The organism is Nostoc sp., assembly GCF_036917535.1.
Classification (GTDB): domain Bacteria; phylum Cyanobacteriota; class Cyanobacteriia; order Cyanobacteriales; family Nostocaceae; genus Nostoc.
The window spans coordinates 65836-90807 of record NZ_JBALDA010000052.1; the positions used below are offsets into that span (position 1 = coordinate 65836).

General features: G+C 40.4%; 24 protein-coding genes. 5 read left to right on the forward strand and 19 right to left on the reverse strand.

Annotation, left to right across the window (positions count from 1 at the left end):
• The first annotated feature begins 71 nt into the window (after window positions 1–71).
• The gene (locus tag V7K56_RS17205; RefSeq protein WP_334912079.1) at window positions 72–800 is read left to right on the forward strand and encodes a HEAT repeat domain-containing protein; all 729 of its coding nucleotides are present in this window, start codon (window positions 72–74) and stop codon (window positions 798–800) included.
• A gap of 334 nt (window positions 801–1134) precedes the next feature.
• Here V7K56_RS17205 and V7K56_RS17210 read toward each other — a convergent pair whose 3' ends face one another.
• Window positions 1135–1779 carry an HD domain-containing protein gene (locus V7K56_RS17210; RefSeq protein ID WP_334912080.1) on the reverse strand — a complete coding sequence of 215 codons (645 nt, stop codon included), beginning with the start codon at window positions 1777–1779 and terminating at the stop codon, window positions 1135–1137.
• A 198-nt stretch (window positions 1780–1977) separates the two neighbouring features.
• Here V7K56_RS17210 and pruA point away from each other — a divergent pair, with 198 nt between their 5' ends.
• The gene (gene pruA, locus V7K56_RS17215; protein ID WP_334912081.1) at window positions 1978–4977 is read left to right on the forward strand and encodes an L-glutamate gamma-semialdehyde dehydrogenase; all 3000 of its coding nucleotides are present in this window, start codon (window positions 1978–1980) and stop codon (window positions 4975–4977) included.
• Between the two features lie 417 nt (window positions 4978–5394).
• Window positions 5395–5841, forward strand: a complete 447-nt coding sequence (locus tag V7K56_RS17220) for a GNAT family N-acetyltransferase (RefSeq protein ID WP_334912082.1) — start codon at window positions 5395–5397, stop codon at window positions 5839–5841.
• A 58-nt stretch (window positions 5842–5899) separates the two neighbouring features.
• Here V7K56_RS17220 and V7K56_RS17225 read toward each other — a convergent pair whose 3' ends face one another.
• Window positions 5900–8119 carry a hybrid sensor histidine kinase/response regulator gene (locus V7K56_RS17225; RefSeq protein ID WP_334912083.1) on the reverse strand — a complete coding sequence of 740 codons (2220 nt, stop codon included), beginning with the start codon at window positions 8117–8119 and terminating at the stop codon, window positions 5900–5902.
• A 447-nt stretch (window positions 8120–8566) separates the two neighbouring features.
• On the opposite strand from V7K56_RS17225, the gene V7K56_RS17230 reads away from it, so the two are divergent.
• Complete coding sequence (locus tag V7K56_RS17230; RefSeq protein WP_334912084.1) at window positions 8567–9493, forward strand: cobalamin-binding protein; 927 nt, start codon at window positions 8567–8569, stop codon at window positions 9491–9493.
• A gap of 132 nt (window positions 9494–9625) precedes the next feature.
• Here the strand turns inward: V7K56_RS17230 and V7K56_RS17235 are convergent, their stop codons facing one another.
• The 3 genes from V7K56_RS17235 to V7K56_RS17245 all read right to left on the reverse strand — a co-directional run bounded on the left by V7K56_RS17235 (window position 9626) and on the right by V7K56_RS17245 (window position 10894).
• Window positions 9626–9928 carry a TMEM165/GDT1 family protein gene (locus tag V7K56_RS17235; protein ID WP_334912085.1) on the reverse strand — a complete coding sequence of 101 codons (303 nt, stop codon included), beginning with the start codon at window positions 9926–9928 and terminating at the stop codon, window positions 9626–9628.
• 83 nt (window positions 9929–10011) lie between these two features.
• The gene (locus V7K56_RS17240) at window positions 10012–10443 is read right to left on the reverse strand and encodes a TMEM165/GDT1 family protein (RefSeq protein ID WP_334912086.1); all 432 of its coding nucleotides are present in this window, start codon (window positions 10441–10443) and stop codon (window positions 10012–10014) included.
• 100 nt (window positions 10444–10543) lie between these two features.
• Entirely contained in the window at window positions 10544–10894 is a 351-nt protein-coding gene (locus tag V7K56_RS17245) for a YkgJ family cysteine cluster protein (RefSeq protein WP_334912087.1), read from the reverse strand.
• A gap of 332 nt (window positions 10895–11226) precedes the next feature.
• Here V7K56_RS17245 and psb30 point away from each other — a divergent pair, with 332 nt between their 5' ends.
• Entirely contained in the window at window positions 11227–11370 is a 144-nt protein-coding gene (gene psb30 / locus V7K56_RS17250) for a photosystem II reaction center protein Ycf12/Psb30 (RefSeq protein WP_435023345.1), read from the forward strand.
• A gap of 160 nt (window positions 11371–11530) precedes the next feature.
• Here the strand turns inward: psb30 and recJ are convergent, their stop codons facing one another.
• From recJ to V7K56_RS17320, 14 genes are all read right to left on the reverse strand, one after another.
• Window positions 11531–13618, reverse strand: a complete 2088-nt coding sequence (gene recJ / locus V7K56_RS17255; protein WP_334912088.1) for a single-stranded-DNA-specific exonuclease RecJ — start codon at window positions 13616–13618, stop codon at window positions 11531–11533.
• An 81-nt stretch (window positions 13619–13699) separates the two neighbouring features.
• Window positions 13700–14125 (reverse strand): hypothetical protein, encoded by a 426-nt coding sequence (locus V7K56_RS17260; RefSeq protein WP_334912089.1) that lies wholly within the window; start codon window positions 14123–14125, stop codon window positions 13700–13702.
• 107 nt (window positions 14126–14232) lie between these two features.
• Window positions 14233–14514, reverse strand: a complete 282-nt coding sequence (locus V7K56_RS17265) for a type II toxin-antitoxin system RelE family toxin (protein WP_334912147.1) — start codon at window positions 14512–14514, stop codon at window positions 14233–14235.
• Window positions 14483–14725, reverse strand: a complete 243-nt coding sequence (locus V7K56_RS17270; protein WP_334912090.1) for a hypothetical protein — start codon at window positions 14723–14725, stop codon at window positions 14483–14485. Before V7K56_RS17270 ends, V7K56_RS17265 begins: the two co-directional genes overlap by 32 nt.
• A gap of 123 nt (window positions 14726–14848) precedes the next feature.
• Window positions 14849–15676, reverse strand: coding sequence for a phosphate ABC transporter ATP-binding protein PstB (gene pstB / locus V7K56_RS17275; RefSeq protein ID WP_334912091.1), 828 nt, complete (start codon window positions 15674–15676; stop codon window positions 14849–14851).
• Between the two features lie 53 nt (window positions 15677–15729).
• Window positions 15730–16629, reverse strand: a complete 900-nt coding sequence (gene pstA, locus V7K56_RS17280; protein ID WP_334912092.1) for a phosphate ABC transporter permease PstA — start codon at window positions 16627–16629, stop codon at window positions 15730–15732.
• Between the two features lie 6 nt (window positions 16630–16635).
• Window positions 16636–17577, reverse strand: coding sequence for a phosphate ABC transporter permease subunit PstC (gene pstC / locus V7K56_RS17285; protein WP_334912093.1), 942 nt, complete (start codon window positions 17575–17577; stop codon window positions 16636–16638).
• A gap of 49 nt (window positions 17578–17626) precedes the next feature.
• Window positions 17627–18628 carry a PstS family phosphate ABC transporter substrate-binding protein gene (locus tag V7K56_RS17290; RefSeq protein WP_334912094.1) on the reverse strand — a complete coding sequence of 334 codons (1002 nt, stop codon included), beginning with the start codon at window positions 18626–18628 and terminating at the stop codon, window positions 17627–17629.
• A gap of 74 nt (window positions 18629–18702) precedes the next feature.
• Window positions 18703–19857 (reverse strand): sulfate ABC transporter substrate-binding protein, encoded by a 1155-nt coding sequence (locus V7K56_RS17295; protein WP_334912095.1) that lies wholly within the window; start codon window positions 19855–19857, stop codon window positions 18703–18705.
• A gap of 434 nt (window positions 19858–20291) precedes the next feature.
• Complete coding sequence (locus V7K56_RS17300; RefSeq protein WP_334912096.1) at window positions 20292–20684, reverse strand: type II toxin-antitoxin system VapC family toxin; 393 nt, start codon at window positions 20682–20684, stop codon at window positions 20292–20294.
• Window positions 20685–20695: 11 nt separating this feature from the next.
• Window positions 20696–20971 (reverse strand): hypothetical protein, encoded by a 276-nt coding sequence (locus V7K56_RS17305; protein WP_334912097.1) that lies wholly within the window; start codon window positions 20969–20971, stop codon window positions 20696–20698.
• A 153-nt stretch (window positions 20972–21124) separates the two neighbouring features.
• Window positions 21125–21754 carry a restriction endonuclease subunit R gene (locus tag V7K56_RS17310; RefSeq protein ID WP_334912098.1) on the reverse strand — a complete coding sequence of 210 codons (630 nt, stop codon included), beginning with the start codon at window positions 21752–21754 and terminating at the stop codon, window positions 21125–21127.
• Between the two features lie 42 nt (window positions 21755–21796).
• A complete protein-coding gene (locus V7K56_RS17315; RefSeq protein WP_334912099.1) occupies window positions 21797–23050 on the reverse strand; it encodes an exonuclease SbcCD subunit D in 1254 nt (417 codons plus the stop codon).
• A 757-nt stretch (window positions 23051–23807) separates the two neighbouring features.
• On the reverse strand, window positions 23808–24866 hold the full coding sequence (locus V7K56_RS17320) for an aldo/keto reductase (protein ID WP_334912100.1): 1059 nt from the start codon (window positions 24864–24866) through the stop codon (window positions 23808–23810).
• Between the last annotated feature and the right edge of the window lie 106 nt (window positions 24867–24972).

Sequence of the window (24972 nt, forward strand, 5' to 3'; positions counted from 1 at the left end):
TATGTATGATGTCAACTACGGATAACTTAAGCTACAATTGGCTGACCCCTAATGAGTCATGAAAAATTATTATGAATAACAGTGACCTTGCCCAAATATTGATCCGTGCTGTGGAAGAAGCAGACTCCTCGGATCGCTTATTAGACGCAGTTCAGGAGTTAGCGGCAGCTGGTATCGAGGAATCTGTTCCCACTCTGATTGCAGCTTTAGGCTACAACAATCCAGGGGCGGCAGTGGCGGCAGTAGATGGACTAATTGCGATCGGGGAAACCGCAGTACCGTCACTATTGGAACTAATTGATGACTACAACTACAGTGCTAGAGCCTGGGCGATTCGTGCCTTAGCGGGAATTGGCGATGTTCGGGCGCTGGATACCTTGTTAGAGGCAGCAAAAAACGATTTTTCCTTAAGTGTGCGGCGAGCAGCTGCCAGGGGATTAGGCACTTTGCGCTGGCATCAACTACCTGCTGAGAAAGTGGAATCTGTTCAGACTCAGGTATTAGAGGCGCTATTGCTAATTTCTCAAGATCCAGAATGGGTAGTGCGCTATGCAGCAGTGACGAGTTTAGAAACACTAGCCATTGCCATAGCAGTCACTTTACCTGATCAAGCGTCGCGCATTACAAATCAACTTCAGCAAATGCTTGATACCGATGCCGATGTGGGAGTTCGCACCCGTGTAAAGTTTGCACAGCAAAAAATTCAGCCGCAACAACATCAAGAAGTGTTTGCACCAAAAAGAAAGCTAGAAGATATTGAAGTGTCTGAAATACCTCATCGTGGTGCTGGTAGACGCTGAACAATTCAAAATTCAAAACTAACCAGTTAACAATTCAAAATTCAAAATTCAAAATTCAAGACATTTTGAGTTGAGGATTTAAACTCCGACTCAAAATATGGTACGTGTAGACGTAGGGGTCTTAAACCCTTGAATGTACGATAATAGGGATTGAATTTTGCCTAGTTTTTGCCTCGTTTTCAGTCATAAACTGAAAACGAGATAGATATTATCATGGTTTTGGCTAAAGTTGACACACATGCTCATAGTACAAACGTTCATCTTGAAAGGGTTAGTCCTATCTTCTTTCTTTTGCCTTTTAACTTTTTACTTTTCTCTTATTTGGTCAATATCATTAACCTAAAGACTGAATTTCTCTCTGCATATTATTGCGCGCAGATGGTTCGGCGAACTCTGACATTAAAGGCGTAAAATAAATACGCGATCGCTGTAAAAATCGTTCTAAAACCTGCTGACGACCTGTGATATAGTCTGCCTTTGCCACCCAGGCATATTCCTGACGAATGGCATGGGCGTATTCTTGATAATCAACTGGGTTAGTAGCCAAAATCGCTAAATCTGCGTCAACTAAGACTTGGCTATCATAGTCATTTCCCGCAGCTTGATGATCTTTAGTGTTCAGAATCAGACGGGTGACAGTAATTATAGTACTTTCTGGAATACCCAAATTACTCAGCAACTCAAAAGCATAGTCTGCACTTCGTTCTTCATTATCTTTAGCTTCAGTGTCGTACACTACATCGTGAAACCAGGCAGCTATTTGAACAGCAGCTAGGTTATTCGTGTAGCCTTGCAAAATCTGAATTGTGCTGAGGACGCGATCAATATGTTTCAATGTATGGTAATAACGATCAGGGGTAGAATAAGCTTCAACCAAGAGATTGAAGACTTTCTCAGCCGCTACCTGGTCAACGCCAAAGGGTTGGAGTGTGTGTTGCCAGTTATAAAATAAAATATCCATAAAGTTTTCTGTAGGCATAGAGGCAGTATACCCATTCTGAGTATCGGAAAAAATAAGTACATGCTGTTAAAACAGCAGTAGAAGACTTCAAGTAAAATCTCAGCGCTATGGGAATTACGAATTCCGGATAATGGTGACAGCTAAATGAAAGCGTCAAAATAGAAGACACAGGCTTTGTACAAAAAGCCTTGCCTTGATTAACGGAGTTTATTATCAGTGGTATTACAAGTACAGACAAGCACCTACGAAGCTAAAACCCAAGAAATTGCTAAACAACTTCTAGCAGCAACGCAGGAAAATCGTTCGTTTTTTTCTTCCCTGCGGGATCAAATGCGTTGGGATGATAAATTACTCGCTTGGGCGATGAGTAATCCTGGCTTGCGGGTGCAACTATTTCGCTTTATAGATACGCTACCTGCTTTGCACAGTAAATCAGAAATTGCCTCACATTTACAAGAATATTTAGGCGATGAATCTGTAGAATTACCGGCAGCTTTGAAGGGAATGCTAAACTTTGCCAACCCCGACTCAATGCCAGGACAAGTTGCTGCGACAACCGTTGGTACAGCGGTTGAGACTCTTGCCCATAAATATATTTCTGGGGAAAATATTAAACAAGTCATCAAAACAGTTGAACGACTGCGAAAAGAAAAAATGGCTTTCACCATCGACTTACTTGGTGAAGCCGTAATTACCGAAGCGGAAGCGCAGTCTTATCTAGAACGCTATCTAGAATTAATCCAACAATTGGTAGAAGCATCAAAGAATTGGGCAGCTATCCCGGCGATTGATGAAGCTGATGGCGAAGCAATCCCAAAAGTTCAGGTTTCTGTGAAATTAACGGCGTTTTATTCCCAATTTGACCCTTTAGATGCTAAAGGTAGTGAGGATAAAGTTAGCGATCGCATTCGTATTCTCTTACGTCGTGCTAAAGAATTAGGTGCAACTGTGCATTTTGATATGGAACAGTATGCCTATAAAGACATAACTCTCAGCATCTTGAAAAAACTATTACTAGAAGAAGAGTTTCAGCAACGCACAGATATTGGTATGACAATCCAAGCATATCTGCGTGATAGCGAACAAGATACCGAAGACCTAATTTCTTGGTTGAAACAGCGCGGTTATCCCTTAACAATTCGCTTGGTGAAAGGCGCATATTGGGATCAAGAAACTATTAAAGCAGCCCAGAAGCACTGGAAACAGCCAGTTTACAACGACAAAGCCGCAACTGATGCTAACTTTGAAACCATCACTCAGTTGTTGTTAGAAAATCATCAATATGTCTATTCTGCCATTGGTAGCCATAATGTGCGATCGCACGCTCGTGCCATTGCCATAGCTGAAAGTTTAAATGTCCCTCGCCGTCGCTTTGAATTACAAGTCCTGTACGGTATGGGTGATAAAGTTGCTAAGGCGTTGGTTGACAAAGGTTATCGGGTAAGAGTTTACTGTCCCTACGGTGAATTATTACCTGGGATGGCGTATTTAATTCGGCGATTGTTGGAAAATACAGCTAATAGTTCTTTTTTACGGCAAAATCTCGAAAATCGTCCGATTGAGGAATTATTAGCGCCGCCAGTTGTAAAAGACACAGAAAATGACAATTTTCCCCTGTCCCCCCGTCTTTCCGTCCCCATGTCCTCTTCCTTCCTTGGTGCTGCTGATACCGATTACGCTGAGGAAGAGGTGAGAATGAAAGCAACGCAAGCTTTCCAAAGCGTTCGCCAACAACTTGGTAAAACTTATTTACCGCTAATTAATGGCGAGTATGTTAATCCACCAGAATTTGTTGATTCTCTCAATCCTTCTAAGTTCAGTGAGATAATTGGTAAAGTTGGGTTGATTAGCGTTGAACAAGCAGAACAGGCGATGCAAGCTGCGAAAGCGGCATTTCCTGGGTGGAAGAAAACACCAGCTAAACAACGCGCTGATATTTTGCGGAAAGCGGGTGATTTGATGGAAGAACGCCGCGCTGAACTTTCAGTTTGGATAGTTTTGGAAGTTGGGAAACCAGTTAAGGAAGCTGATGGAGAGGTTTCGGAAGCGATAGATTTCTGTCGTTACTACGCTGATGAAATAGAACGGTTAGACAAAGGTGTGAATTACGACATACCTGGTGAAACTAATCATTATATTTACCAGCCACGGGGAATTGCTGTAGTAATTTCTCCCTGGAATTTTCCGCTAGCGATCGCTTGTGGAATGACTGTTGCAGCTTTGGTTTCCGGCAATTGTACTCTCCTAAAACCTGCGGAAACATCTTCTGTAATTGCCGCGAAACTCACAGAAATCTTGGTAGATGCTGGTTTTCCCAAAGGTGTATTTCAATACGTACCCGGCAAGGGTTCGCAAGTCGGCGCTCATTTGGTAAATCATCCAGATACCCATGTAATTGCTTTTACGGGTTCCCAGGAAGTAGGTTGTAAAATTTACGCAGAGGCGGCAATTTTGAAACCCGGACAAAAGCACATGAAACGCGTGATTGCGGAAATGGGTGGTAAGAATGCCATTATTGTCGATGAAAGTGCTGATTTAGACCAAGCTGTTGTGGGAGTAGTACAGTCGGCATTTGGTTACACTGGCCAAAAATGTTCTGCTGCTTCCAGAGTAATTGTGCTGCAACCGATTTATGATGCCTTTGTGCAACGGTTGGTAGAAGCGACAAAATCCTTGAACATTGGGGAAGCAGAGTTACCGAGTACACAAGTTGGGCCGGTAATCGATGCTAATGCTCGCGATCGCATCCGCGAGTATATTGAAAAGGGTAAGGCAGAAGCAGAAGTGGCGTTGGAATTAGCAGCACCTGAACAAGGATATTTTATCGGGCCAGTTATTTTTAGTGAAGTCTCACCAAATGCGGTAATTTCACAGGAAGAAATTTTTGGCCCTGTACTGGCGATAATTCGGGTGAAGGATTTCCAGGAAGCGTTAGCAGTCGCCAACGGTACAAACTACGCCTTGACTGGCGGACTTTATTCTAGAACGCCTTCGCATATTCAGCAGGCGCAGACAGAATTTGAAGTCGGGAATTTGTATATTAATCGCAATATTACCGGAGCGATCGTTGGACGGCAACCCTTTGGTGGATTCAAACTTTCGGGAGTAGGTTCTAAAGCAGGCGGCCCTGATTACTTACTGCAATTTTTAGAGCCACGCGCGGTGACAGAAAATATTCAGCGTCAAGGTTTTGCACCAATTGAAGGAGCAGATTAAACCAACGTGAATTTTACGGCTGATATAGTATCCGTCTAATTAGCCAAATCAAAACACCTCTCCCTGATTTTACTACGTAAAACCCTCCTTCTCCGGCTCACAGAGGGACAGATTTGCACTTTCGTCAAAGTAGGGAGAGGTGTATCAAACTCATACCAATTCAAAATTCAAAATGACGTTCTCTACAAGACGCTAAAAGCGTAGTTTGCAACTCTTACAGAGTACGCGGACTCGCTCTAAGCAAAGCCATGCCGTTGGCGAAGCCTCTCGAAGAGAAGGCTTTACGCTGCGCTAACAAAATTCATGCATTAAGAAAGCCAGACAGAACAAAGGTATGTCCGTATGTATTTGTCGCATTCTTTTTTCAAATTGATATCACATTAAACTACAATAGTTAGTAATCTCAAAGAGAGTTTAATGAGTAATTTAGTTATAAAAGTTGCTGAATTACCTGAAGATTTTCCGATAATTCAAGCAATTAGGAAATCAGTTTTTCAAGAAGAACAAGGGGTAGATCCTGCTTTAGAATTTGATGGCAAAGATGAAATATCCGATCATCTAATTGCTTATTCAAATCTGGAAGCTGTGGGTACAGCCAGAATCAGATATTTAGATGATAAAACTGCCAAAATAGAAAGGTTAGCTGTTTTATCGACAGTTAGAGGGCAGGGTATTGGTAAGAAAATTATGGAAAATGCCCTACAGGTGATAGCTAACAAAAATATTCCAGAAGTCGTGATTCATGCTCAAGAATATGTGAAAGATTTATACAAAAAACTTGATTTTGTAGAAGAAGGAGAAATATTTGAAGAGGCTAGTATTCTCCATGTGAAAATGAGAAAAATCTTTTCACAGTTAAAGTAAAATTATCTAAGATGATTTTTCACTAATTGTTCATACAAACATGTATTTTTATGAGCAATTAACTAAAATATTTCATTAGTATTGACTCTAGTTGGACTATCTGAATTGGCTTAACGAGGTAGTCATTAAGACTACCTGGTAGCGTGGCAATTTCCTCCTCTAAAGATTCGCTAAAGGTCATCATTACAATCGGTAAATGTTTCCGATAAGGCTCTTTTATAAGAATATTCAGTAAATTCCAGATATGAATATCCTTTACTAACTGAAAATCAAAAAAAACTAAATCTGGTTGGAAGCTTTGTACCTGTTGCAAAAAGTCGTTACCATTATCTATCCACTTGACTTGGTAGCCAATTGTGTGGAGATAATCTTGTAACACTATTGCTGTGTTTTCATCTTCTTCTACAAGTAAAATAGTTTTATTTGTAGAGATGACTGGAGAAGATGAGAATAAGGAAGACGAGGTTAAATTTGCTTCCTCTTCTGTCTCATCTATCTCATTTGTCTCATTTCCAGGATGCTCTGGATTTGGTAGAAATAGAGTGAACTGACTGCCCTTTCCTAAGGTTGATTTAAAGGTCACATCTCCACCATGTAAACGCGCTAATTTACGCGTCAAAGCTAAACCTAAACCAGTGCCTTCATACTGCCGATTTAACCGACTGTCAAGCTGTTTAAATGGTTCAAATAAAAATTGAAACTGACTTGAGTCTATACCAATGCCAGTATCTGAAACTGTAAACGTTATCCCTTGTGGCACTTTTTTGACTACCAGCGATACTTCACCTGCTGGAGTGAATTTAATGGCATTGGTAAGCAAGTTGAGTAGCATTTGCTTGATGCGCCGCTCATCAGCAATACAAATATCCGCTTCTCGGTCAATTTTATGTGTGAGTTGCAATCCCTTTTCTGAGGCGCGATCGCGCACTGTCCAGATGGCATAATTACATATATCTGCTACCGACAAAGATGATAGTAACAGTTCCTCTTTGCCTGCTTCTACCTTTGATAAGTCAAGGATATCGTTAATCACTGCCAGCAGGTGTTCGCCACTACTATATATACAACTTACATATTCGTTCTGCTTTTCATTTAGAGAACCAACTATTTCTTGTTGCAGTAACTGTGACAAACCCATAATCGCATTCAGAGGCGTCCGCAACTCATGGCTCATGGTTGCTAAAAATTCACTTTTTGCTCGACTGGCAGCTTCTGCTGCTTCTTGAGAAGCACGTAGTTTCAACTCTGTTTGCTTACGTTCAGTAATATCCTCAATCATCGCTAGAAAAAATTCAGGTTCACCATTGCTGCCTGGTATAACAGAAACAGAGATATGAGTCCAAACTAAGGTACCATTTTTATGCAGGCAGCGTCTTTCTATCTCAATCCGATGTCTTTCAACAAGTTGTTCCTGATGTTTGAAAGGTTGTAAACCGTCCCTGGAAGTTCTTTTTAAGTCCGTGCGAATTCCTGACATCAGTTGTTTGTAAAGTTTTAAATCTTCTTTTTCTATAGAAATATAATCTGTAAAGCACTTACCGGATAACTCTTCTCGGCTGTATCCTAAAATCTCGCACAGTGCCAGATTAGTATCGACTATCTGCCCTTTTATATCTATAAGTCCAATGCCGATAGAGGAACGCTCAAAAATCGCCCGAAATTGTGCCTCACTCTGTCGCAGTGCTTCCTGTACGACGTTTCGCTCGCTCGCTTCTATAGCCAGCGTTACAAAATCTGCAATTGAGCCAGCAAAACTCTCTTCTTCTAAAGTCCATTGGCGACCTTCGCCTATGTGTTCGTGACACACTACGCCTACCAAATGACCCTCTAGCCAAATTGGAGCATCTAGTATAGATGTGATGCCCAAAACTGAAAGATAAGACTCGGATAATTCTTGGGTTCTGGTATCGTTTATAGCATCATCTGCGGCAATGGTACGTTCCTCTTCTAAAGCCTGGAAATAAGCAGGAAAATTTGTTTTTAAAAGCGAGTTACCAAAGGTATGCTCCTTAGTCCTCACATCATACAAATTAATGCATTCAATTTTTGAACGTTCTTCATTATATAACCATACTCCTACTCGCTCTACTAACAACGTCTGAGCAGCAGTTTCTGTGATTTCCCTCAATACCGCATTGAGATTACCTTGCTGAAATGTCTGACTTCTTGCCAGTTGCACCAGCGTCTGGCTTTGTTTTCGCCGACTATTTTCTCTGGTTCGTAAAGCCTCTTGGGCCTGGTTGTGCTCTGTAATATCTCTAGCTGACACCACCTGCATTAGTTGCCCTCAAGAAGAAGTAATTTGGACTTGCAGTTCTACGGAAAAGTAGAACTATCTTTGTATAACTACAATTACTTGATATGGTTTTACATAACCGGAAAGTATAATTTTTCTCATCAAGTTTTATAATTCTGGCTAAATAGTTATAAGCTAGATTTTGCTCATTACTTCTAATACTTCATAACAGTGATTTTTGCCAGGGGATAATTAGCATTTCAAGTAATTTCACTATCAAGTAATTCTACTATCAAGTAGTATAAGTAGTATAGTATTTTTAGCTTAGGAGTGGGGAGTGGTAAAGACTCTTTCCAATATCCAATCTCCAGTTGAATTTCTTGCTTAGTACTGACTAGCAAAATACCCTTGATTCTCCTAGAGAAAGATATCTAATGACTCAAATTCTGCCAAACTTAAGGTAACGGCAGCTTATGCGGAGGTGGAGTGATGACAGATAGTGATATAAGAATTGTTTCCCTGATTCCCGGTGGAACAGAAATTTTAGCGACACTAGGGCTGGTTAATGCTATTGTAGGGCGATCGCACGAATGTGATTATCCTCCAGAAATTCTCAATCGCCCTATTTGTACCCAAGCACGTTTAAACAGTGATGCCTCCAGCAGCCAAATTCACGACGAAGTGAACAGTTTATTGCAATCTGCTCTTAGCATTTATGAAATTAAAACAGATGTTTTAGAGCAATTGCAGCCTACCCACATTCTCACTCAAGACCAGTGCGATGTTTGTGCTGTCAGCTTACATGATGTTGAAAAAGCAGTTGCTACACTCATTGACAGTAAACCTGAGATTATTTCTTTACAACCCAATATTCTCCAGGATGTTTGGGCTGACATTGAGCGAGTCGGCAACACCTTTGGCGTAGACTCGGTAAAAGTCTTAGAAAATTTAGAAGCTCGCGTCAAAATTTGTCAACAAAAAATTCAAGGACTTTCTTTACATGAACTGCCTACTGTCGCCTGTATCGAGTGGACTGATCCTTTGATGATGGCTGCGAATTGGATTCCTGAATTAGTGAACTTAGCCGGAGGACAGTCTTTGTTTTGCGCTACAGGTCAGCCTTCTCCAACCGTGCCGTGGGAAACACTATTAACAACGAATCCAGATGTAATTGTTTTTATGCCTTGTGGCTTTGATTTAAATCGCACTCGCCAAGAAGCTAAGTTATTAACTCAACGTCCAGAGTGGGAAAAACTACACGCTACCGAAACTGGTAGAGTCTACATTACTGATGGCAATTCTTACTTCAATCGTCCAGGGCCGCGACTGGTAGATTCGCTAGAAATTTTGGCAGAAATTTTGCATCCAGAAATTTTTCAATACGGCTACAAAGGAACTGCTTGGGAACGTTTGTAAAGAAGAATTCAGAACTCAGGAGTCAGAACTCAGTATGAATTTAAGTCCGGTTAAGTGAGATTGGTTTAAAACCTTAGCGCGTTCCAATCGCCCACAAAGACTAATTCTGATTTCTGGATTCTGAATTCTTCTTTAAGGTGTTTGTTCAGAATCTGCTGATGGTTCATTGTTAAATAACAGCAGGCGTGCGGCAAGGATGGCAAATCCTACAGCTGCGATCGCTTTTAAAACACGTGTAGGTAATAATTCGGCTACTGCGCCCCCTGCTAAAGATCCTAACAGGCTTGTCAACAGCAATGCGCCTGCTGCACCAAAAAATACTGCACGTGGAGAACTAGAACGTCCTGAAAGTGCGATCGCTGCTAGCTGACTTTTGTCACCCAATTCTGATAAAAAAACCGTAATAAAGCTCAGTCCTAAGAGATGCCAATCCATATAATTAAGGGGAAGTGAGGAATTTTACTAATGACCTTGTACAGACGCGATTAATCGCGTCTCTACTGATCAATAACCAATGACTAATGAATAGTAAATACATCCCAAAAGAGCATTAGAGAAATTACTAATAACATCACGCCAGCTGATTTTTCTACGGTTTTTGGGCTGAGTCGGTTGGCTATCCAACTACCTAAAAGTACGCCTAATAAGCTGGTAGTTATTAGCGCCGCCGCAGATCCGATAAATACCACCCACGGCGAATGAGATTGTGCGCTCATTAATAGAGTGGATAGCTGAGTCTTATCTCCAATTTCTGCTAGAAAAATGGTTACAAAAGTCGTACCAAAAACTACTAGCACTGATTGCTGCTTTTGAGGACTATCGGCAATTACAGACTGAACTGATGGAGCGATCGCAGGAGTGAAGTTAAAATCATTGCTGTCTTCTAGTTCTAGCTCGATCTCAGTGTGAGATATGCCAGAAATACCCAAAGGTGCGGAGTCAAGTTTCACAAGCAGTAGTTTTGGTTGCTAGAGTATTTTCATATTTCTATCATTTTCTCAGATTTTTGTCATAAATTGCAACCCTACACAAAAAAAGGAGGGTTGGGTGTCAAAGGCCAACAGCTTTGTCAAAGCGTATTATTTCTAAACTGCGATCGCCATAAACTCCTTCTATTTGCTGGCGACAGCAGTCAATAGCAAAATCGTTGACTTCTTCGGGTTCAACCCCATACATGTCTTGAAACACTTCTGATTCCACACGGCAGAAGCGCGGACGATTGGAGTAGATGCTACATTCTCGCGTGGTATGGTCGAAATTAACGCACCATCCCCCTTCGCCTACCATGCTGAGGTAGAGTTCTAGTTCTGGTGGAGAAAGATACTCTTCCAAGTCTGGACGCTCTGCGGGATCGAGATTACAGCAGGCTCCACATTGCTTTACACATTGCCAAGTTGACATTTTGGATTAAGGATTAGGGAGTGGGGAATGGGAGCAGAAGAGCAGGGGAGCATACTTTGACTACGCTCAGTGGGGGAGCAGGGAACAAGGGGGACAAGGGGGAAAAGGGTGAATTATTGAACAAGTCTCACCCTTATTCCCCCCTCTTCCTTGTTTACCTTGTCTCTTCCCAATGTCCCATGCCCAATACCCTTATTTTACATTTTTATATCTTTTCTTATAATTTTGTTAAGTAAATTAAATCTAACAGGCCATAGCCAGATATGATCGATTGCGGGTTTTGTAATTAAGTTATTGAATTTTTTAAGACAATTGGGAGGAGAAAGGGAAAAATGTTTGACGCTGTATCTGACTTGTTTAACGCTTTTCTCAGTATCAATTGGGAAGTTATTTTCCAATTGTTGTCCGTGGCGCTAATTGTGATTGCTGGTCCAGCAGTAATCTTTGTGTTGGCATTTCGCAATGGCAATTTATAAGAGTACTGAGTGCTGATTAAGAGTTAGGAGTGAGGAGTTAGGGGTGAGGAATTAAATTTTGTTCTCAACTCATAACTTATAGCTCATAAATCAGCACTCGCAGTGTCAGAGTCACAAGTAAGAAGTTAATTAAGAACTTCTAACTCCTAATTCCTAACTCCTAACTGATAACTGATAACGCCTGAAGGGCAGCTTGGATAATATTGTCATACTGTGGTTGAGAGATATCAACTTTTTTAGCATTTTGACGATTAGTGCCCAGCAAACCAATTATATGTCCAGGCTGCATGGCTAAGACTTTGCCTTCAGAATTTTTAATTCTTAATTCTACTTCAATACCGTTTTTATAGAAACCACAAGTATATTGTCGCTGGTTGTACTCAAATGTGGTGCTTGATTGGATAGGTGGCGAAGCAAAAAATTGTTGAAGCCGAATTGGCAATCTGACACCAATTAACTCTAGCTCGATGCTGGTGTTGCCGTTAAAGTAATTTTCTCGCAGTTTGTAAGCGATATCCACTCGCGATGGTAGGTGGAAATAGTCGCCCCAACGCCAGGCGATCGCTTTGATTTTATACTGCTGATTATCTATAGTTTGGGCAATTGTCATTTTAATGTGACCCTTACCAACAATTTTTTGCTCAACCACTTGGACATTATGTGTCCAGAAAACTGGATCTGGGTTGTCCATACCGCAGGGGTGCAGAGCATTAAGCTGTTGATAAAGCCGTTGATTGAGATGATTGAGGTTGACTTCGGCATCAATTTTGAGCAGAGGTTTAAGATGTTGGGGTTCAAGACACTGGTTAGCAAACTCAATCAAACGCGATCGCAACACTTGTAAATTCTCTGCTGGTAGAGAGAATCCTCCGGCTGCTTTGTGTCCGCCAAATTTCCCAAGTAAATCTTGACAATATTCCAAAGCTTCAAATACATGAAATTCTGGAATTGAGCGTGCTGAACCGCGTATGTATTCTTCATCCTCATAAGTACCGATAAACACGGGAACACCATACCGTTCCACCAAGCGAGAGGCGACAATGCCAATAACGCCGTGATGCCAATTGGGTTGAACAACAATTAATACACGGTCATCTTGTAGAGAAGCAGCAAATTCTGTCTCTACATAAGCGATCGCTTCTTGTTCGATTTGCTCACACATTAGCTGGCGAGAGGCGTTGATTTGTTCGCACTGCATTGCTCTTTCCAGCGCCACCCCCATATCATCTGTAGTCAACAATTCAATCACAGTTTGGGGATTACCAATCCTACCAATAGCATTAATTCGCGGCCCCAGCCGAAACCCAATATCTTCAGGCTTGAGCGATTTTGAATTTGAGGAATTAGGAATATTGAATTTTTTCTCCCCTGCTCCCTCATTTCCTCTCGCCTGCACCCCAGCTACCTGAATCAACGCCTGCACGCCAGGTAAGTTGGATTTGGGTAAATGTTGTAAACCGCGTTTCACCCAACGGCGATTTACACCAGTTAAGGGGGCTAAATCTGCGATCGTTCCCAGTGTAAATAGTGCTAGCATCGGCTTAATTAAGCCCTTAGTCTCTCCTAGCTGTTGTGCTAAAGAGACTGCCAAAATGTAGGCAACACCAACACCAGCAACACCCCGATAAGGTGAGGATTCGGCAATTAGTTTGGGGTTGAGGATAGCGTTAGCTGGCGGTAATTTTTGTGGTAGATCGTGATGATCGGTGATAATTACTGCAAGACCAAGTTCTCTAGCTCTAGCAACTGGTTCAAACGCAGAGATACCATTATCTACAGTCAAAATTAGCCCCACACCTTCGCTGTGGAATTCTTCAACTATGCGTTTATTAATACCGTAGCCTTCGTGCATCCGGCTGGGGATAGCATAATCTACTTGTGCGCCTAAAGTGCGGAGACTACGTAAAAGTAGAGCAGTGCTGGTCATCCCATCAGCATCGTAATCACCACAGATAGCAATTTTTGTTTGAGAAGCGATCGCATTTTGCAACAACTCCAAACTAATTGCCAAATCTGGGAAATCTTCTAACGGCGAAGGCAAAATTAAAGACTCTGGAGCTAAAAATACTTGTATCTGTTCTGGTGTTTCTATACCCCGATTAATCAACAACTGGCTGACAATTGGGGAAATATTTGTCAAAACCGCCAGATTTTGGGCAAATTCTGGTTTCTGCGGATAAATTTGCCAGCGCTGATTAGGTAAGCGCCTGCTAGGTTTTGAGAGTTCAGATACGGGTCGGTCTAGCACAATAAAAGTTAGGAGTTTTCAGTTATGAGTATTGAATTGAAAGTTGTTTCTTAACTCATAACTAATAACATTATTTGCTATTTAAAACACGTTTATTCTGCCATCATCCATAATATACAACGAGCGATCGCCTGGAGAGCGTAAAGTCGGACGCAGTTCCAGCCGCAATGTGCCAAAGTTAGGTTTTGAGACAATTGCTTGTAGTGATAGACCTTTTTCGCTCCAAAATATCAAAGATGTATTTGGCTCTGTACCTTCTATTTGTTCTAAATTTAATTTCTGCCCTGGACTCAAGGAGATTGCATCAGTCCCGGAGGGTTTTTGAATTTTAATCAGGTTAGGTGTGCTATTTATAACTTCAACTCTGATGTGTTGCCCAGGTGTAAACTGAATTGGGTGCGACCCACACTTAGAGGCACAAGTTCGAGCTAAAGTGGCACTAGGATTATTGATTGATGCAACTAGAACGGTAGCTGTAACTAAAGCAAATGACAAAGGCTTAAGCATAATACACAGTATAAATACTTAATTTAAATACTACTTTATTTAGAAATTTCAAGCCTCAGTGTATTTTCTCGAATTACTTTGCTAATTCCCAGTTATTAAATTACTAATTATTTTTTATAAACATCTCCTCTGGCACCAATGGCGTAAATTTCGATGTCTTTGGAATCAATATCGACTGTAAAAATAATTCTGTTTTTACCTATACGTAGTCTGTAAAATTCTTCCCAATCACCTTTGATCTTTCTTATATCTAGTTCTGTAAATGGAATAATACCTTGGTCTTCGACAGCAATAACAATTTGTTTAATTTGCTCCCGAATATTTTCAACATCTTCAGGATTGACTTTTTCTAGAAATTTAATCGCTTTTTTGCGAAATTTTATTGCGATATTTTACCCAATCGGTCATATCAATTACTTCATCCTCAGCATCATCTGAAGGTACACTAAATTCGGCTTCAAGTTCACGTTGCTCATCATCATTTATATAAAGAATAAGAATTTGGCAAAGGCGAAGTCTTTCTTCTTGCAGAACTTCAAGCATAGTTTCTTTAATCAATGCTTTTAATTCTTGAATTTCTACTGTATACCTTTTATTCATGGTTAGATGTATATATTATCTAGTCTCAGTTTGTACTGCGGGGAAAGGTTAAAGAGCAAATGAATAATAGCTGCTCACAACTGAACTTGGCTTTTACCTTTCCCCTTCTGCTGTGATGCCTCTTTAACCGAAGCGTCCACTGATATAATCTTCAGCTTCTTTGGTTTGAGGGGAACTGAACATTTGGACTGTAGGATTGAACTCAACTAATTTGCCGCGACGTTTGCCATGCTCGTCAATTTCTGTATTGAAGAAAGCGGTGAAGTCTGCAACTCTGGAAGCTTGCTGCATATTGTGTGTCACCATAATGATAGTGTATTGCTCCTTGAGTTCTAAGCAGAGTTCTTCTACTTGGCGGCTAGAAATTGGGTCAAGAGCAGAACATGGTTCATCCATCAATAATACATCTGGCTTCATCGCGATCGCTCTTGCTATGCAAAGTCGTTGTTGTTGTCCGCCAGATAATGCAGTTCCCTTCTCTTTGAGTTTGTCTTTAACTTCATTCCAGATAGCAGCGCGTCTAAGAGAATCTTCCACCAATTCATCAATGTTACCTTTATAACCGTTAGCACGCGGGCCAAAGGAAATATTTTCGTATATTGACTTGGGGAAAGGATTTGGTCTTTGAAAAACCATGCCGACTTGGCGGCGTAATTTTACAGAATTTACCTTTGGATCGTAAATGTTGCGATCGCGATAATTCAGTCTCCCCTCAACCTTAGCACCAGGAATTAAATCATTCATCCGATTGAAGCAACGCAGTAAAGTACTTTTACCGCATCCTGAAGGGCCAATAAAAGCAATAATTTGTTTATCAGGAATCTTTAAATAGACATCTAAAAGTGCCAGGAATCCTCCATAAAACACCTTCACCCCTTCAACATTGAAGACGCTATTACCTTGGTCAATTGTGGCACTATCTGATTGACTTCTACTATTGCTATAAGTCATAAAAGCGTATCTCCTAATTTCTGTGAATATATTCAATTAGATATATTAATTACCTAATTTATTGAGAAGCGTTGTCGAATATAAATTGCTACACCATTTAAAACTAAAATCAAGATTAACAACGCAATAATTGTGGCTGCTGCTGCATTAGCAAAACCCGGTTCAGGACGAGTTATGTAACTGTAAATTTGAATAGGTAATGCCATAAATCTCTGAAACAAACCAGGGTTAAAGGTGAGAAAACCCACAGCACCTACAACAATCAGAGATGCTGCATCACCAATAGCGCGGGATATAGAGATAATCACCCCCGTCAGAATACCGGGAATAGCATAGGGTATGACATGATTGCTGATAGTTCGCCATTTTGTGACACCTAATCCATAAGAAGCATTTCTTAGGGAATCTGGGACAGCGCGAATTGCTTCTCTAGCTGTCACAATAATTACTGGTAAAGATAGCAAAGATAAAGTCAATGCACCAGAAATCAAAGCGGGGCCAAATCCAAGCAAATAATTGAAAACCCCTAAACCCAGCAATCCATAGACAATAGAAGGTACACCCGCCAGATTACTGATATTAATCTCAATAATCACTGTCCACCAAGCTTTAGGTGCATACTCTTCTAGATATAAAGCTGCTCCAACACCAATTGGGACAGTTACTAAAATCACAACAGCTCCTAAAAGCATACTGCTGATAATCGCAGGACGAATACCACCTTGGTCAGCAAAACGAGAAGGAGTTTCCGTAAGAAAGCCGGGTGATAAAAATCTGCCTAATCCGTCTCGCAAAATATCAAATAGTAGCAATGCTAAGACAAATAAACCAATCAGTAATCCTAACAAAAAAAGTACTTCAAATACTTTTCCTAATGTATCCCTACTTTCAACATTATCGGTAAATTCTGCCGGAGAATTTCGAGAATTATCTTGTTGATAACTTGTAGCCATATCTATTTAGTCGTATTTTTCTTTAAAGCGATTAGCAACCCAATAACTAACAATATTCAAAGCTAGCGTGAGTATAAATAAAACAGCGCCTACAGCATATAATGTCTTGAAATTGAGACTACCACGCGGACTATCTCCACCAGAAATTTGTGCCATGTAAGCTGTCATAGTTTCTACTGATTCCATGAAGTTAACAGTTAATCTTGGTTGTTGTCCGGCGGCGATAAGGACAGTCATTGTTTCACCCACAGCACGAGAAATACCCAAAATAATCGAGGCGATGATTCCAGAAAGTGCAGCTGGTAGAACTACTTGAAAAATTGTTTCCAGTTTAGTGATACCTAAAGCATAAGCTCCTTCTCGCAAAGAACGGGGAACTGCTCGGATAGCATCTAAGCTGATAGAACCAACAGTAGGAGTAATCATTACCCCCATCATTAACCCTGCACTCAAAGCGTTGAATATTTCCAGAGGGACAAAATTCCGCAGCAATGGTGTAACGAACAACAGTGCAAAGTAACCATATACTACCGTTGGGATTCCTGCCAAAAGTTCCACTGCTGGACGTAAAATTGCTGCTACTTTGGGTTCAGCATATTCACTCAAATAAATGGCAGAAGATAAACCCAAAGGAATAGCAACTGCCATCGCAATAGCTGTCGTTAAGAAAGTACCATTAATTAAAGGCCAAACGCCAAAATGTTTATTAGCAAATAAAGGTGTCCATTTAGTATCAAAAAAGAATTGGGCAAAGGAGACTTCTTGGAAAAAACTGAATGTCTCCTGAAAGATAATTATGACAATACCAAAGGTAGTCAAAACCGAAACTAAAGCACAAGCAAATAAAATTGCCGTAACAATCTTTTCCGATATATCTTCAGATGCATTTTTCTCCAGTGAATGTCTAGATTGTAGATCAGGAGCGTCTTGATAGTTTGTATTTTGCATAAACAGTTAACTTCTTATTAAAATTAAACTACAATGACTGAGACTTTATTTAAATGAAGTTTGTGATTGGTTCACCTGGTTTTGCTTTTTTAAACTTTGTCCCAGTTTCACCAGTAGCAAACTTTTGTTTGACTTTGATGTAAGCTTCATCGGGTAATGCTACATAACCAACGCTATCTACCCACTTCCAAGAGTTTTCTAGATAAAAATCCACAAATTCTTTGACTGCTGGCTTAGTATCTAAGGATTTCTTACTGACATAGATGAACAGAGGACGAGACAAAGGTGTATAGATATTTTTAATTACATTATCTACCGGAACTGGTTTTTCGCACTTTCCTGTAGGACTTTCCACAGCAACTAGATTTAGTTTTTCTTGATTTTGAATATAGTAAGATATGCCTACATAACCCAAAGCTGTTGCATCACCTGACACTCCTTGTACGAGAAGGTTTTGATTTTGAGTGGCAGTGTAGTCTGTACGGCCATTTTTGGCTTTGCCAGTCACAGCTTGAGTCATATAATCAAATGTTCCCGTATCAGAAGATGGAGCATACAGCTTCAGCTTTTCGTTAGGAAACTTGGAATTAACTTGATTCCATCTCAATATTTTGCCATCTGATTTGCCGCCCCAAATCTTACCTAGTTCTTTAATAGTTAGACATTTGGCAAAGTTATTTTGGCGATTGGCAATCACGGCGATACCATCTAAAGCTACAGGCAACTCGACAAATTTAATATTCTTACTTTGACATTTTTTAATTTCTTCATCTCTAATGGTGCGAGAAGCGCCAGCAATATCAATATCGCCATTACAAAATTTACTGAAGCCACCACCAGTACCACTTGAGGCAACGCTTACTTTAGCTTCAGGTTTGAATTTACCGTATTCTTCTGCAACTGCTAAAGAAATAGGAAAACCTACAGCCGCACCATCAAGACTTACCTGACTTTTCTTTTCCTCACTGCTGCTACAAGCATTGATAGTGGTGGCAATAATCATTAAAAATGTGAGTATAAAGCTATTTTTAAATCTGCTATGAAAGCTCATAAATTATCAATTGAGGTAAAGTGATTGAAAACTATTTATTCTTTGCTTGGCTATCTGCTAGAAAAATATAGATGTCATGCTTTGCTAACAGCATAAATTTTGTCAAAAATTGCCCCATTCCCAAAAAACTTGCTCTGAATAATATCCCAACCACCTAAATCTTGAGATGTGAATAAAGTTTTAATTGGCAGATATTTTGATGCTACTTCTTGGTTAACAGAGGGGTTAACAGGACGATATTGTAATTTGGCAAATTCCCATTGAGCTTCTGTGGAGTAAAGAAAATCTACAAATGCTTGTGCAACTTCTCTGGTACTGTGTTTATCAACGTTTTTATCAACTACCGCTACAGGATTGTCAATAGAAATATTGACTTGAGGTACAACATAAGGCAACTGCTTCCCATTTTTACCCGCCAAAATCACCTCATTTTCGTAGTTGATTAAGACATCTCCCTCACCTTTTTGGAAAAATAAATCGCTAGCCTCACGGGCATTTTTTGTGAGAGTAGGGGTGTTTTTATAAACTTTGGTGACATAATCTAGCGCTTTTGCCTCATCACCACCTGTTAGAGTTACCGAACCCCAGAAGGCTAAGAATTCCCAGATAGCAATACCAGAAGTTTTTGGGTTAGCCGCAATCACTTTTACGCCATCTTTTGCCAAGTCTGCCCAAGTCTGAATGCCTTTCGGATTGCCTTCGCGAGTGACGATCGCAGCAACCGATCTACTAACAATACCATTTCTCGGTGCTTTGGTTTCCCAACCTGATTTAATCAAACCCGCTTGCTGAATTTTACTGACATCAAGGGCAAGCGCCAAGTGTACTATATCTGCTTCTTGGGAACCGTTAATGACAGCAGCCGCTTGAGCGCCAGAACCACCATAACTTTGCTCAAATGTGACATTTTGGTTGTGTTCTTGCTTCCATTTTTCGACAAATTTAGGAATTATCTGATCGTGAGCGGCTTTGGTGACAGAGAATGAAACGAGTTTTAACTTAACATCATTTTTGCTAGCTGAACTGCTTCCTGAACACGAGGTAACTGCTATACTCAAAAAAATACTTATAAGAAATAGACTTAGAAAGCTTTGTACCCTGTGTCTATTCAACCAACTTTCAATTGCGTGTTGATATGATTGTAGGTTTTGCAAAGCTTTCATGACATAAGTCTGCATCCCCTCACTTAGGAATTTACTTAATTGTGTCGGTTGTTGCGACTTGCTCATTAGAATCACCCCTAAATCTACGGTATTTGTAGATGGATACCGTAATTATGAAAATTATAGGGTATATACAATGATATTTATCATTTGGATTAAATTTTTTTACTAAGTAGCAGTTTTCGCTCAAAAGTAGCAAATAAATTTGATTACCAACTCATTTCAAAAAATGGGTTTTCTGCGGAAAGCAAAACAACCGATTGCATACATAAGATTTGCCAAAAAACATGTGATGATTAATACAAAACAGTAGGATAAACTCGGCTTTCTTTAGCTTTTAAAGCTGTTTGTAAAACAAAGTAGCCGTATTAAAGCATCTTGAATATCATAATTTAGCGATCGCACTCACTACTGAATCAAGGTATGCTGAGATTTGGTAATGCGATCACTCCTATTGGTAGAAAATATAATCAGGCGATCGTGCTCCTACAGCTTTTTTACTACTCTAACCAGTTCTCTAATTGCAAATTAGGTATATTTTCAAAATCTTTGATATTGTTCGTGACTAAAATATCATTACGAGAACGGACAACAGCAGCAATTAGTGCATCTACTTCTCCTGTTGGTCTACCAATTTGCCTCAATTCACTTTGTATTTTACCAAATTCTCTGGCAGCATCTATATCAAATGATTCAATGGGTAATAGTTCAGTTAGTTGTGTTAGTGTTTCTAAATTTTTCTTAACTTGTTTAGAACAGTAAACACCTTTGTAAAGTTCTGAAACTACTATTGTAGATAGATAGCATTGGCTGAAATAGCGATTAAATATAGGTACTGCTTTAGGACTACCGTTAAGCAATGCAATACAAATGTTAGTATCTAGAAGATACATTAATCTTTATTCTATTTATTTATTGAGTCTATTCCCCTTCCTTGATAAGTATGACGTTGCTGGTCAATTTCAGCAAAGATATCTATCAACTCTGGTTGATCTTGCCAAACTCCAAATAATTTATTCAATTTGGCTAGCCTTTCTTCATCTGTTAAGTCTAATTTTTCTACAACAGATTGAGTAGAAGTGAGTTCTAGATTAACGATTATTTCTACTCCATCAGGAATATCGTGAATTTGTTCTAATAATTCAATAGTTTGACCGCGTTTGATTCCTCTAATTTTCATTGTCTGTTTACTCCTGTAATCCCTACTATTCAAATATCAGACATTTATCAGACATTTTTTCATTACTTAATGCTAACTGATGTAGCGTGGATGCCTATTGGCTGGTGTCAGACATCACCTATTCTATGAGAATATATAATCAAGCAATAAGATTTAAGTACTCATTAACTGAGTCAGCCGTTTCAGTATACGTAGCACGTCGTATAACTCATTTCCAGGGTTTCGCATCAAAAAACCCTTTGATAAAGCATAACGCGGTGGATTTCCTTTCACTAATTTGATAAAAATAAACTCGCTTCCTGTGACAATCATACCAAAACTAGGTTTATCAGTATATGAATTCCCTAACATATAAGCAAGAATTTGTGCGAGTCCTTGTTCCACTGAAAACGAAGCTCTTTTAGACTCAATAATCATCACCCAAAATTGCTCTTTTAAAATTAAGGTATCTATTCTACCTTTGATAATTACATCTTCATCTGGCACAGCAATATCTATAGATTCTTCTGATTTTACATAAAATGGAGCTAGATAAAAATCACCAATAAAAAGTAATGGATCTACAACTGCCATTCTGACTACATCTTCTAGTAAAGGTGGGTAATTAAGAAGATTAAAATAACCCATTTTTACCTTGTCTAAAAGTTTTTTATCTAAATCATTTATTTCTGGTAAATCTTCTTGCCATTCACAGAAGAATGAGCCATCTAAAACTAACTCAATACCAAAGTTATCGATTAAATAGCGTAAGTCGATGACCTTTGCTTGGATTGTTTGTGCCATAACTTTTGGGAACTGAAATATAGTAAATTAATTGGCTTTATCTTACTCATTAGTTGCTGCTTCCAACCAAACTTCCACTTCATCTGCTAGCAACTTCTGGGCTGCATCCATCATTGAGGTTGCGATGTCTTTCAGGTCTTCGCGATTGTTCAAGTAAGTTTTCAACGCTTCCATTGGGTCGATGCTGCTACTCGCACTTAATTCAGGAATTCGGGGTCTGGCTAATTGACTGACTAATTCTGCTTGAATGGTGTAGGTGTGAGCGGGACTTAAAGCAGTATGTAGAGAAGAACTATCAATTAAATCCATCTGTTCGGAGCGGAGTTTGTAAATTAGCCGCACTACAGCATCTTGAATATCATACTTGGCGATCGCTTTCATTAAAACTGCTTGCGGCTCATCTATTTTTGAGATATCCACTTCAATGGTGCGGAAAGTCCGAACTGTCAAAGGACAAAATTCCCACTCCGCCCTCCCCCGCTCTAGTTCCAGCATTACATAACCTTTGTCTTCTTTTTCTTCGCTGAAATCTACCCGCTCAATACTCCCTGGATAAATCACCGGCGGGTTATTGGATTTATTCAGATTTTGGTGGCGGTGGACGTGTCCCAGTGCTACATAATCAAAACAAGGTCGCGTCAGCAAAGATAGGGGTAGGGTAAAGCCTTTACCTACTGCCAAAAAACGTTCTGCGCCCAAGCTAGCATTGTCAGCCATCAAGTGAGCCAAAAGAATAGTAGGCACATCGGGGTCAAGACGGCGAACTTCCCCTTCTAAAACAACTCGCAGACGTTCCGTTAATAGTTGGTTGACTTCCGCCAAAGACAAACCTTCAGTTTCTTGGCGAGTCATCAAAGTTGAACGAGTCAGCCAAGGCAGGGTGATTACTTGCACTTTGCCATTGCGGGTTTGAATACAGTGCGTAGTTAATGCATCACCAACAACAAACCCTGGCACTCCCAAAGTGCGGTAAATATTTAAACTCGCTCCTCCCTGTCCTTGGGAATGTTGGTCGTGATTGCCTACCAACAGCACTGTCGGAATATTAGCATCCATGAGACGGCGAAACTGGCTGGCAAAAGCTTGTTGTACATAAGGCGGTGGTGTAGCATCTGGGAAAGCATCGCCACCAAATATCACCATATCAACGGTATCTGTCAACGCTCGGTCAATACATATAGAAAGAGTATTGACAAAATCCTCCAACCGTGTATTTAATCCAGTCGCGGGATTAATTCGTCCGTGGGAGAAGCCACTTCCCATGTGGATGTCGGAGAGATGAAGGATTTTAATCATATTTGTCCTTTGTCTTTAGTCATTTGTCTAAATACTAATGACTAATGATTAATGGAGCAACGCGATTTTGTGAGATCGGGCAAAAAACGTGCGTTCACGCAGTGTACCGCAGGTATCGCTAAAAATTATATTTAAGTACAAGGTAAATTTATTTACAGAAAATATACTGGTTTACAGGATTCCCCCAATCTATGAATCGCGATCGCAAAAAATAAGTAGATAGACAAAAGTATTTACAGTGATTGTGAGCGAAGAGAAGTAATCCAAGCCCTTGTGATTGCTTCATTTCGCTTCTTTATGAGACGCTCCGCGAATGCTCCATTTGCAATGATATTGTAATAATTCTGTCTGACTACTTACTTTTCTAGGCGATTCTAAGGGCAGTAAAAATATTTTAGTAGATTACGGTCAATTCCAGTTTGGGGCGTTACGCGATGAAATTGACAGAAGTACACGTACAATTAGCGGGTGATAGAGAGTTGGTGTGCTAGGAGAGGCTACTGGGAAATAGATTTTTAAGCACCTGGTCAGGTGATGGCGAGATTTGGCGGATATTAATTAAAAAAGAATATCCAGGGGGAATGTGTAAAAGTCTGGATATTCGTAAGTAAACTAGACTAGTTCGCGGTGCGAAACTAAATTTCCAAAAAATAAGGATACGGATTTAAGATACTTCCAGGAACTAAAACCAAGGTTTTTAGGCTTTATAGAATGAGCCTTCTGAGTTTCGCACCGAAAACTAGTCTAAACTCCAGTTTCATCCCTTTACTGGAACAACAGTGCGTGAATTTTCCAACTGTTGAACTCTCGCTTGACTCCAAAAGTCCAGCATCCAACCAGGGTACTCAACCGGAATTTGGCTCACTTGATCCAGCGTTCGCAACTCCTCCTCAGACAGAAGAATATCGATCGCGCCCAAATTGTCCGTTAACTGCTCGATTCGCTTTGTTCCTAGTATGACGCTCGTGACGCGAGGTTGATGCAATAGCCACGCGATTGCAAGTTGTGCCACAGAAACCTGTTTCTGTTGAGCCATTTCCTTTAGGACATCAATAATGTTGTAGGCACGCTCCATCTCGACTGGCGGGAACTTGAACGCAGTGCGACGGCTTCCTTCATGCTCCTGCTGCTCTCGATTATATCTGCCGCTTAACAGTCCTCCGGCTAAAGGACTCCAGACTAATAGACCGAGATCTTCACTACTGAGCATCGGCACAATTTCCCGTTCTAAGTCCCGACCTGCAATAGAGTAGTAAGCTTGAAGCGAAGTAAACTTCGCTATGTTATGAAGATTAGAGATGCCGAGTGCCTTGGCAATCTGCCAAGCTGCCCAGTTTGAAACCCCGATGTACCGAACCAGTCCCTGCCTGATGAGATCGTTCAAAGCTCCGAGGGTTTCGTTGATCGACGTTGCCGGATCAAACCCGTGAAGCTGATACAGATCGATGTACTCCAATTGCAACCGTTCAAGGCTTGCCTTTGCGCCATCGAGAATGTGACTACGTGACGATCCTTGCTGATTCGGCTTTGAACCCATATTGCCAAACACTTTGGTCGCAATGATCACCTCATCGCGCTTTGTACCTAAATTCTTTAATGCCTGTCCGGTAATCCGCTCTGAATCGCCTTCTGAATAAATGTCGGCGGTGTCGATGAGGTTGATTCCCGCCTCAAGTGCATGAGCTAGTAAAGTATCGGCTTCCGCTTGCTGTACCTTACCGATGATGCCAGTGGCTCCTCTACCTCCGAAGGTCATAGTGCCGAAGCACAGTTCTGAAACGAAAAGTCCTGTAAACCCCAGCTTGTTATAGCGCATAGTCCTGGTAGCTCCGAATAAATGAGTGTTGCGGCGTTGGATGCCGACTGAACTTCAACGATATCTCGAATACAATTGCTTGACTAGATGGCATAATCAGCATAAA

Bases quoted from the DNA above. Each gene is read 5' to 3' on its own strand.
- psb30 (WP_435023345.1), top strand. From the start codon at position 11,227: ATGTTTGACGCTGTATCTGACTTGTTTAACGCTTTTCTCAGTATCAAT.
- pstA (WP_334912092.1), bottom strand. From the start codon at position 16,629: ATGGCTACAAGTTATCAACAAGATAATTCTCGAAATTCTCCGGCAGAA.
- pstB (WP_334912091.1), bottom strand. From the start codon at position 15,676: ATGACTTATAGCAATAGTAGAAGTCAATCAGATAGTGCCACAATTGAC.
- V7K56_RS17210 (WP_334912080.1), bottom strand. From the start codon at position 1,779: ATGCCTACAGAAAACTTTATGGATATTTTATTTTATAACTGGCAACAC.
- V7K56_RS17260 (WP_334912089.1), bottom strand. From the start codon at position 14,125: ATGCTTAAGCCTTTGTCATTTGCTTTAGTTACAGCTACCGTTCTAGTT.
- pstC (WP_334912093.1), bottom strand. From the start codon at position 17,577: ATGCAAAATACAAACTATCAAGACGCTCCTGATCTACAATCTAGACAT.
- V7K56_RS17305 (WP_334912097.1), bottom strand. From the start codon at position 20,971: ATGAAAATTAGAGGAATCAAACGCGGTCAAACTATTGAATTATTAGAA.
- V7K56_RS17310 (WP_334912098.1), bottom strand. From the start codon at position 21,754: ATGGCACAAACAATCCAAGCAAAGGTCATCGACTTACGCTATTTAATC.
- V7K56_RS17320 (WP_334912100.1), bottom strand. From the start codon at position 24,866: ATGCGCTATAACAAGCTGGGGTTTACAGGACTTTTCGTTTCAGAACTG.
- V7K56_RS17295 (WP_334912095.1), bottom strand. From the start codon at position 19,857: ATGAGCAAGTCGCAACAACCGACACAATTAAGTAAATTCCTAAGTGAG.
- V7K56_RS17245 (WP_334912087.1), bottom strand. From the start codon at position 10,894: ATGTCAACTTGGCAATGTGTAAAGCAATGTGGAGCCTGCTGTAATCTC.
- V7K56_RS17315 (WP_334912099.1), bottom strand. From the start codon at position 23,050: ATGATTAAAATCCTTCATCTCTCCGACATCCACATGGGAAGTGGCTTC.
- V7K56_RS17270 (WP_334912090.1), bottom strand. From the start codon at position 14,725: ATGAATAAAAGGTATACAGTAGAAATTCAAGAATTAAAAGCATTGATT.
- V7K56_RS17225 (WP_334912083.1), bottom strand. From the start codon at position 8,119: ATGCAGGTGGTGTCAGCTAGAGATATTACAGAGCACAACCAGGCCCAA.
- V7K56_RS17220 (WP_334912082.1), top strand. From the start codon at position 5,395: ATGAGTAATTTAGTTATAAAAGTTGCTGAATTACCTGAAGATTTTCCG.
- V7K56_RS17290 (WP_334912094.1), bottom strand. From the start codon at position 18,628: ATGAGCTTTCATAGCAGATTTAAAAATAGCTTTATACTCACATTTTTA.
- V7K56_RS17205 (WP_334912079.1), top strand. From the start codon at position 72: ATGAATAACAGTGACCTTGCCCAAATATTGATCCGTGCTGTGGAAGAA.
- V7K56_RS17300 (WP_334912096.1), bottom strand. From the start codon at position 20,684: ATGTATCTTCTAGATACTAACATTTGTATTGCATTGCTTAACGGTAGT.
- V7K56_RS17235 (WP_334912085.1), bottom strand. From the start codon at position 9,928: ATGGATTGGCATCTCTTAGGACTGAGCTTTATTACGGTTTTTTTATCA.
- V7K56_RS17230 (WP_334912084.1), top strand. From the start codon at position 8,567: ATGACAGATAGTGATATAAGAATTGTTTCCCTGATTCCCGGTGGAACA.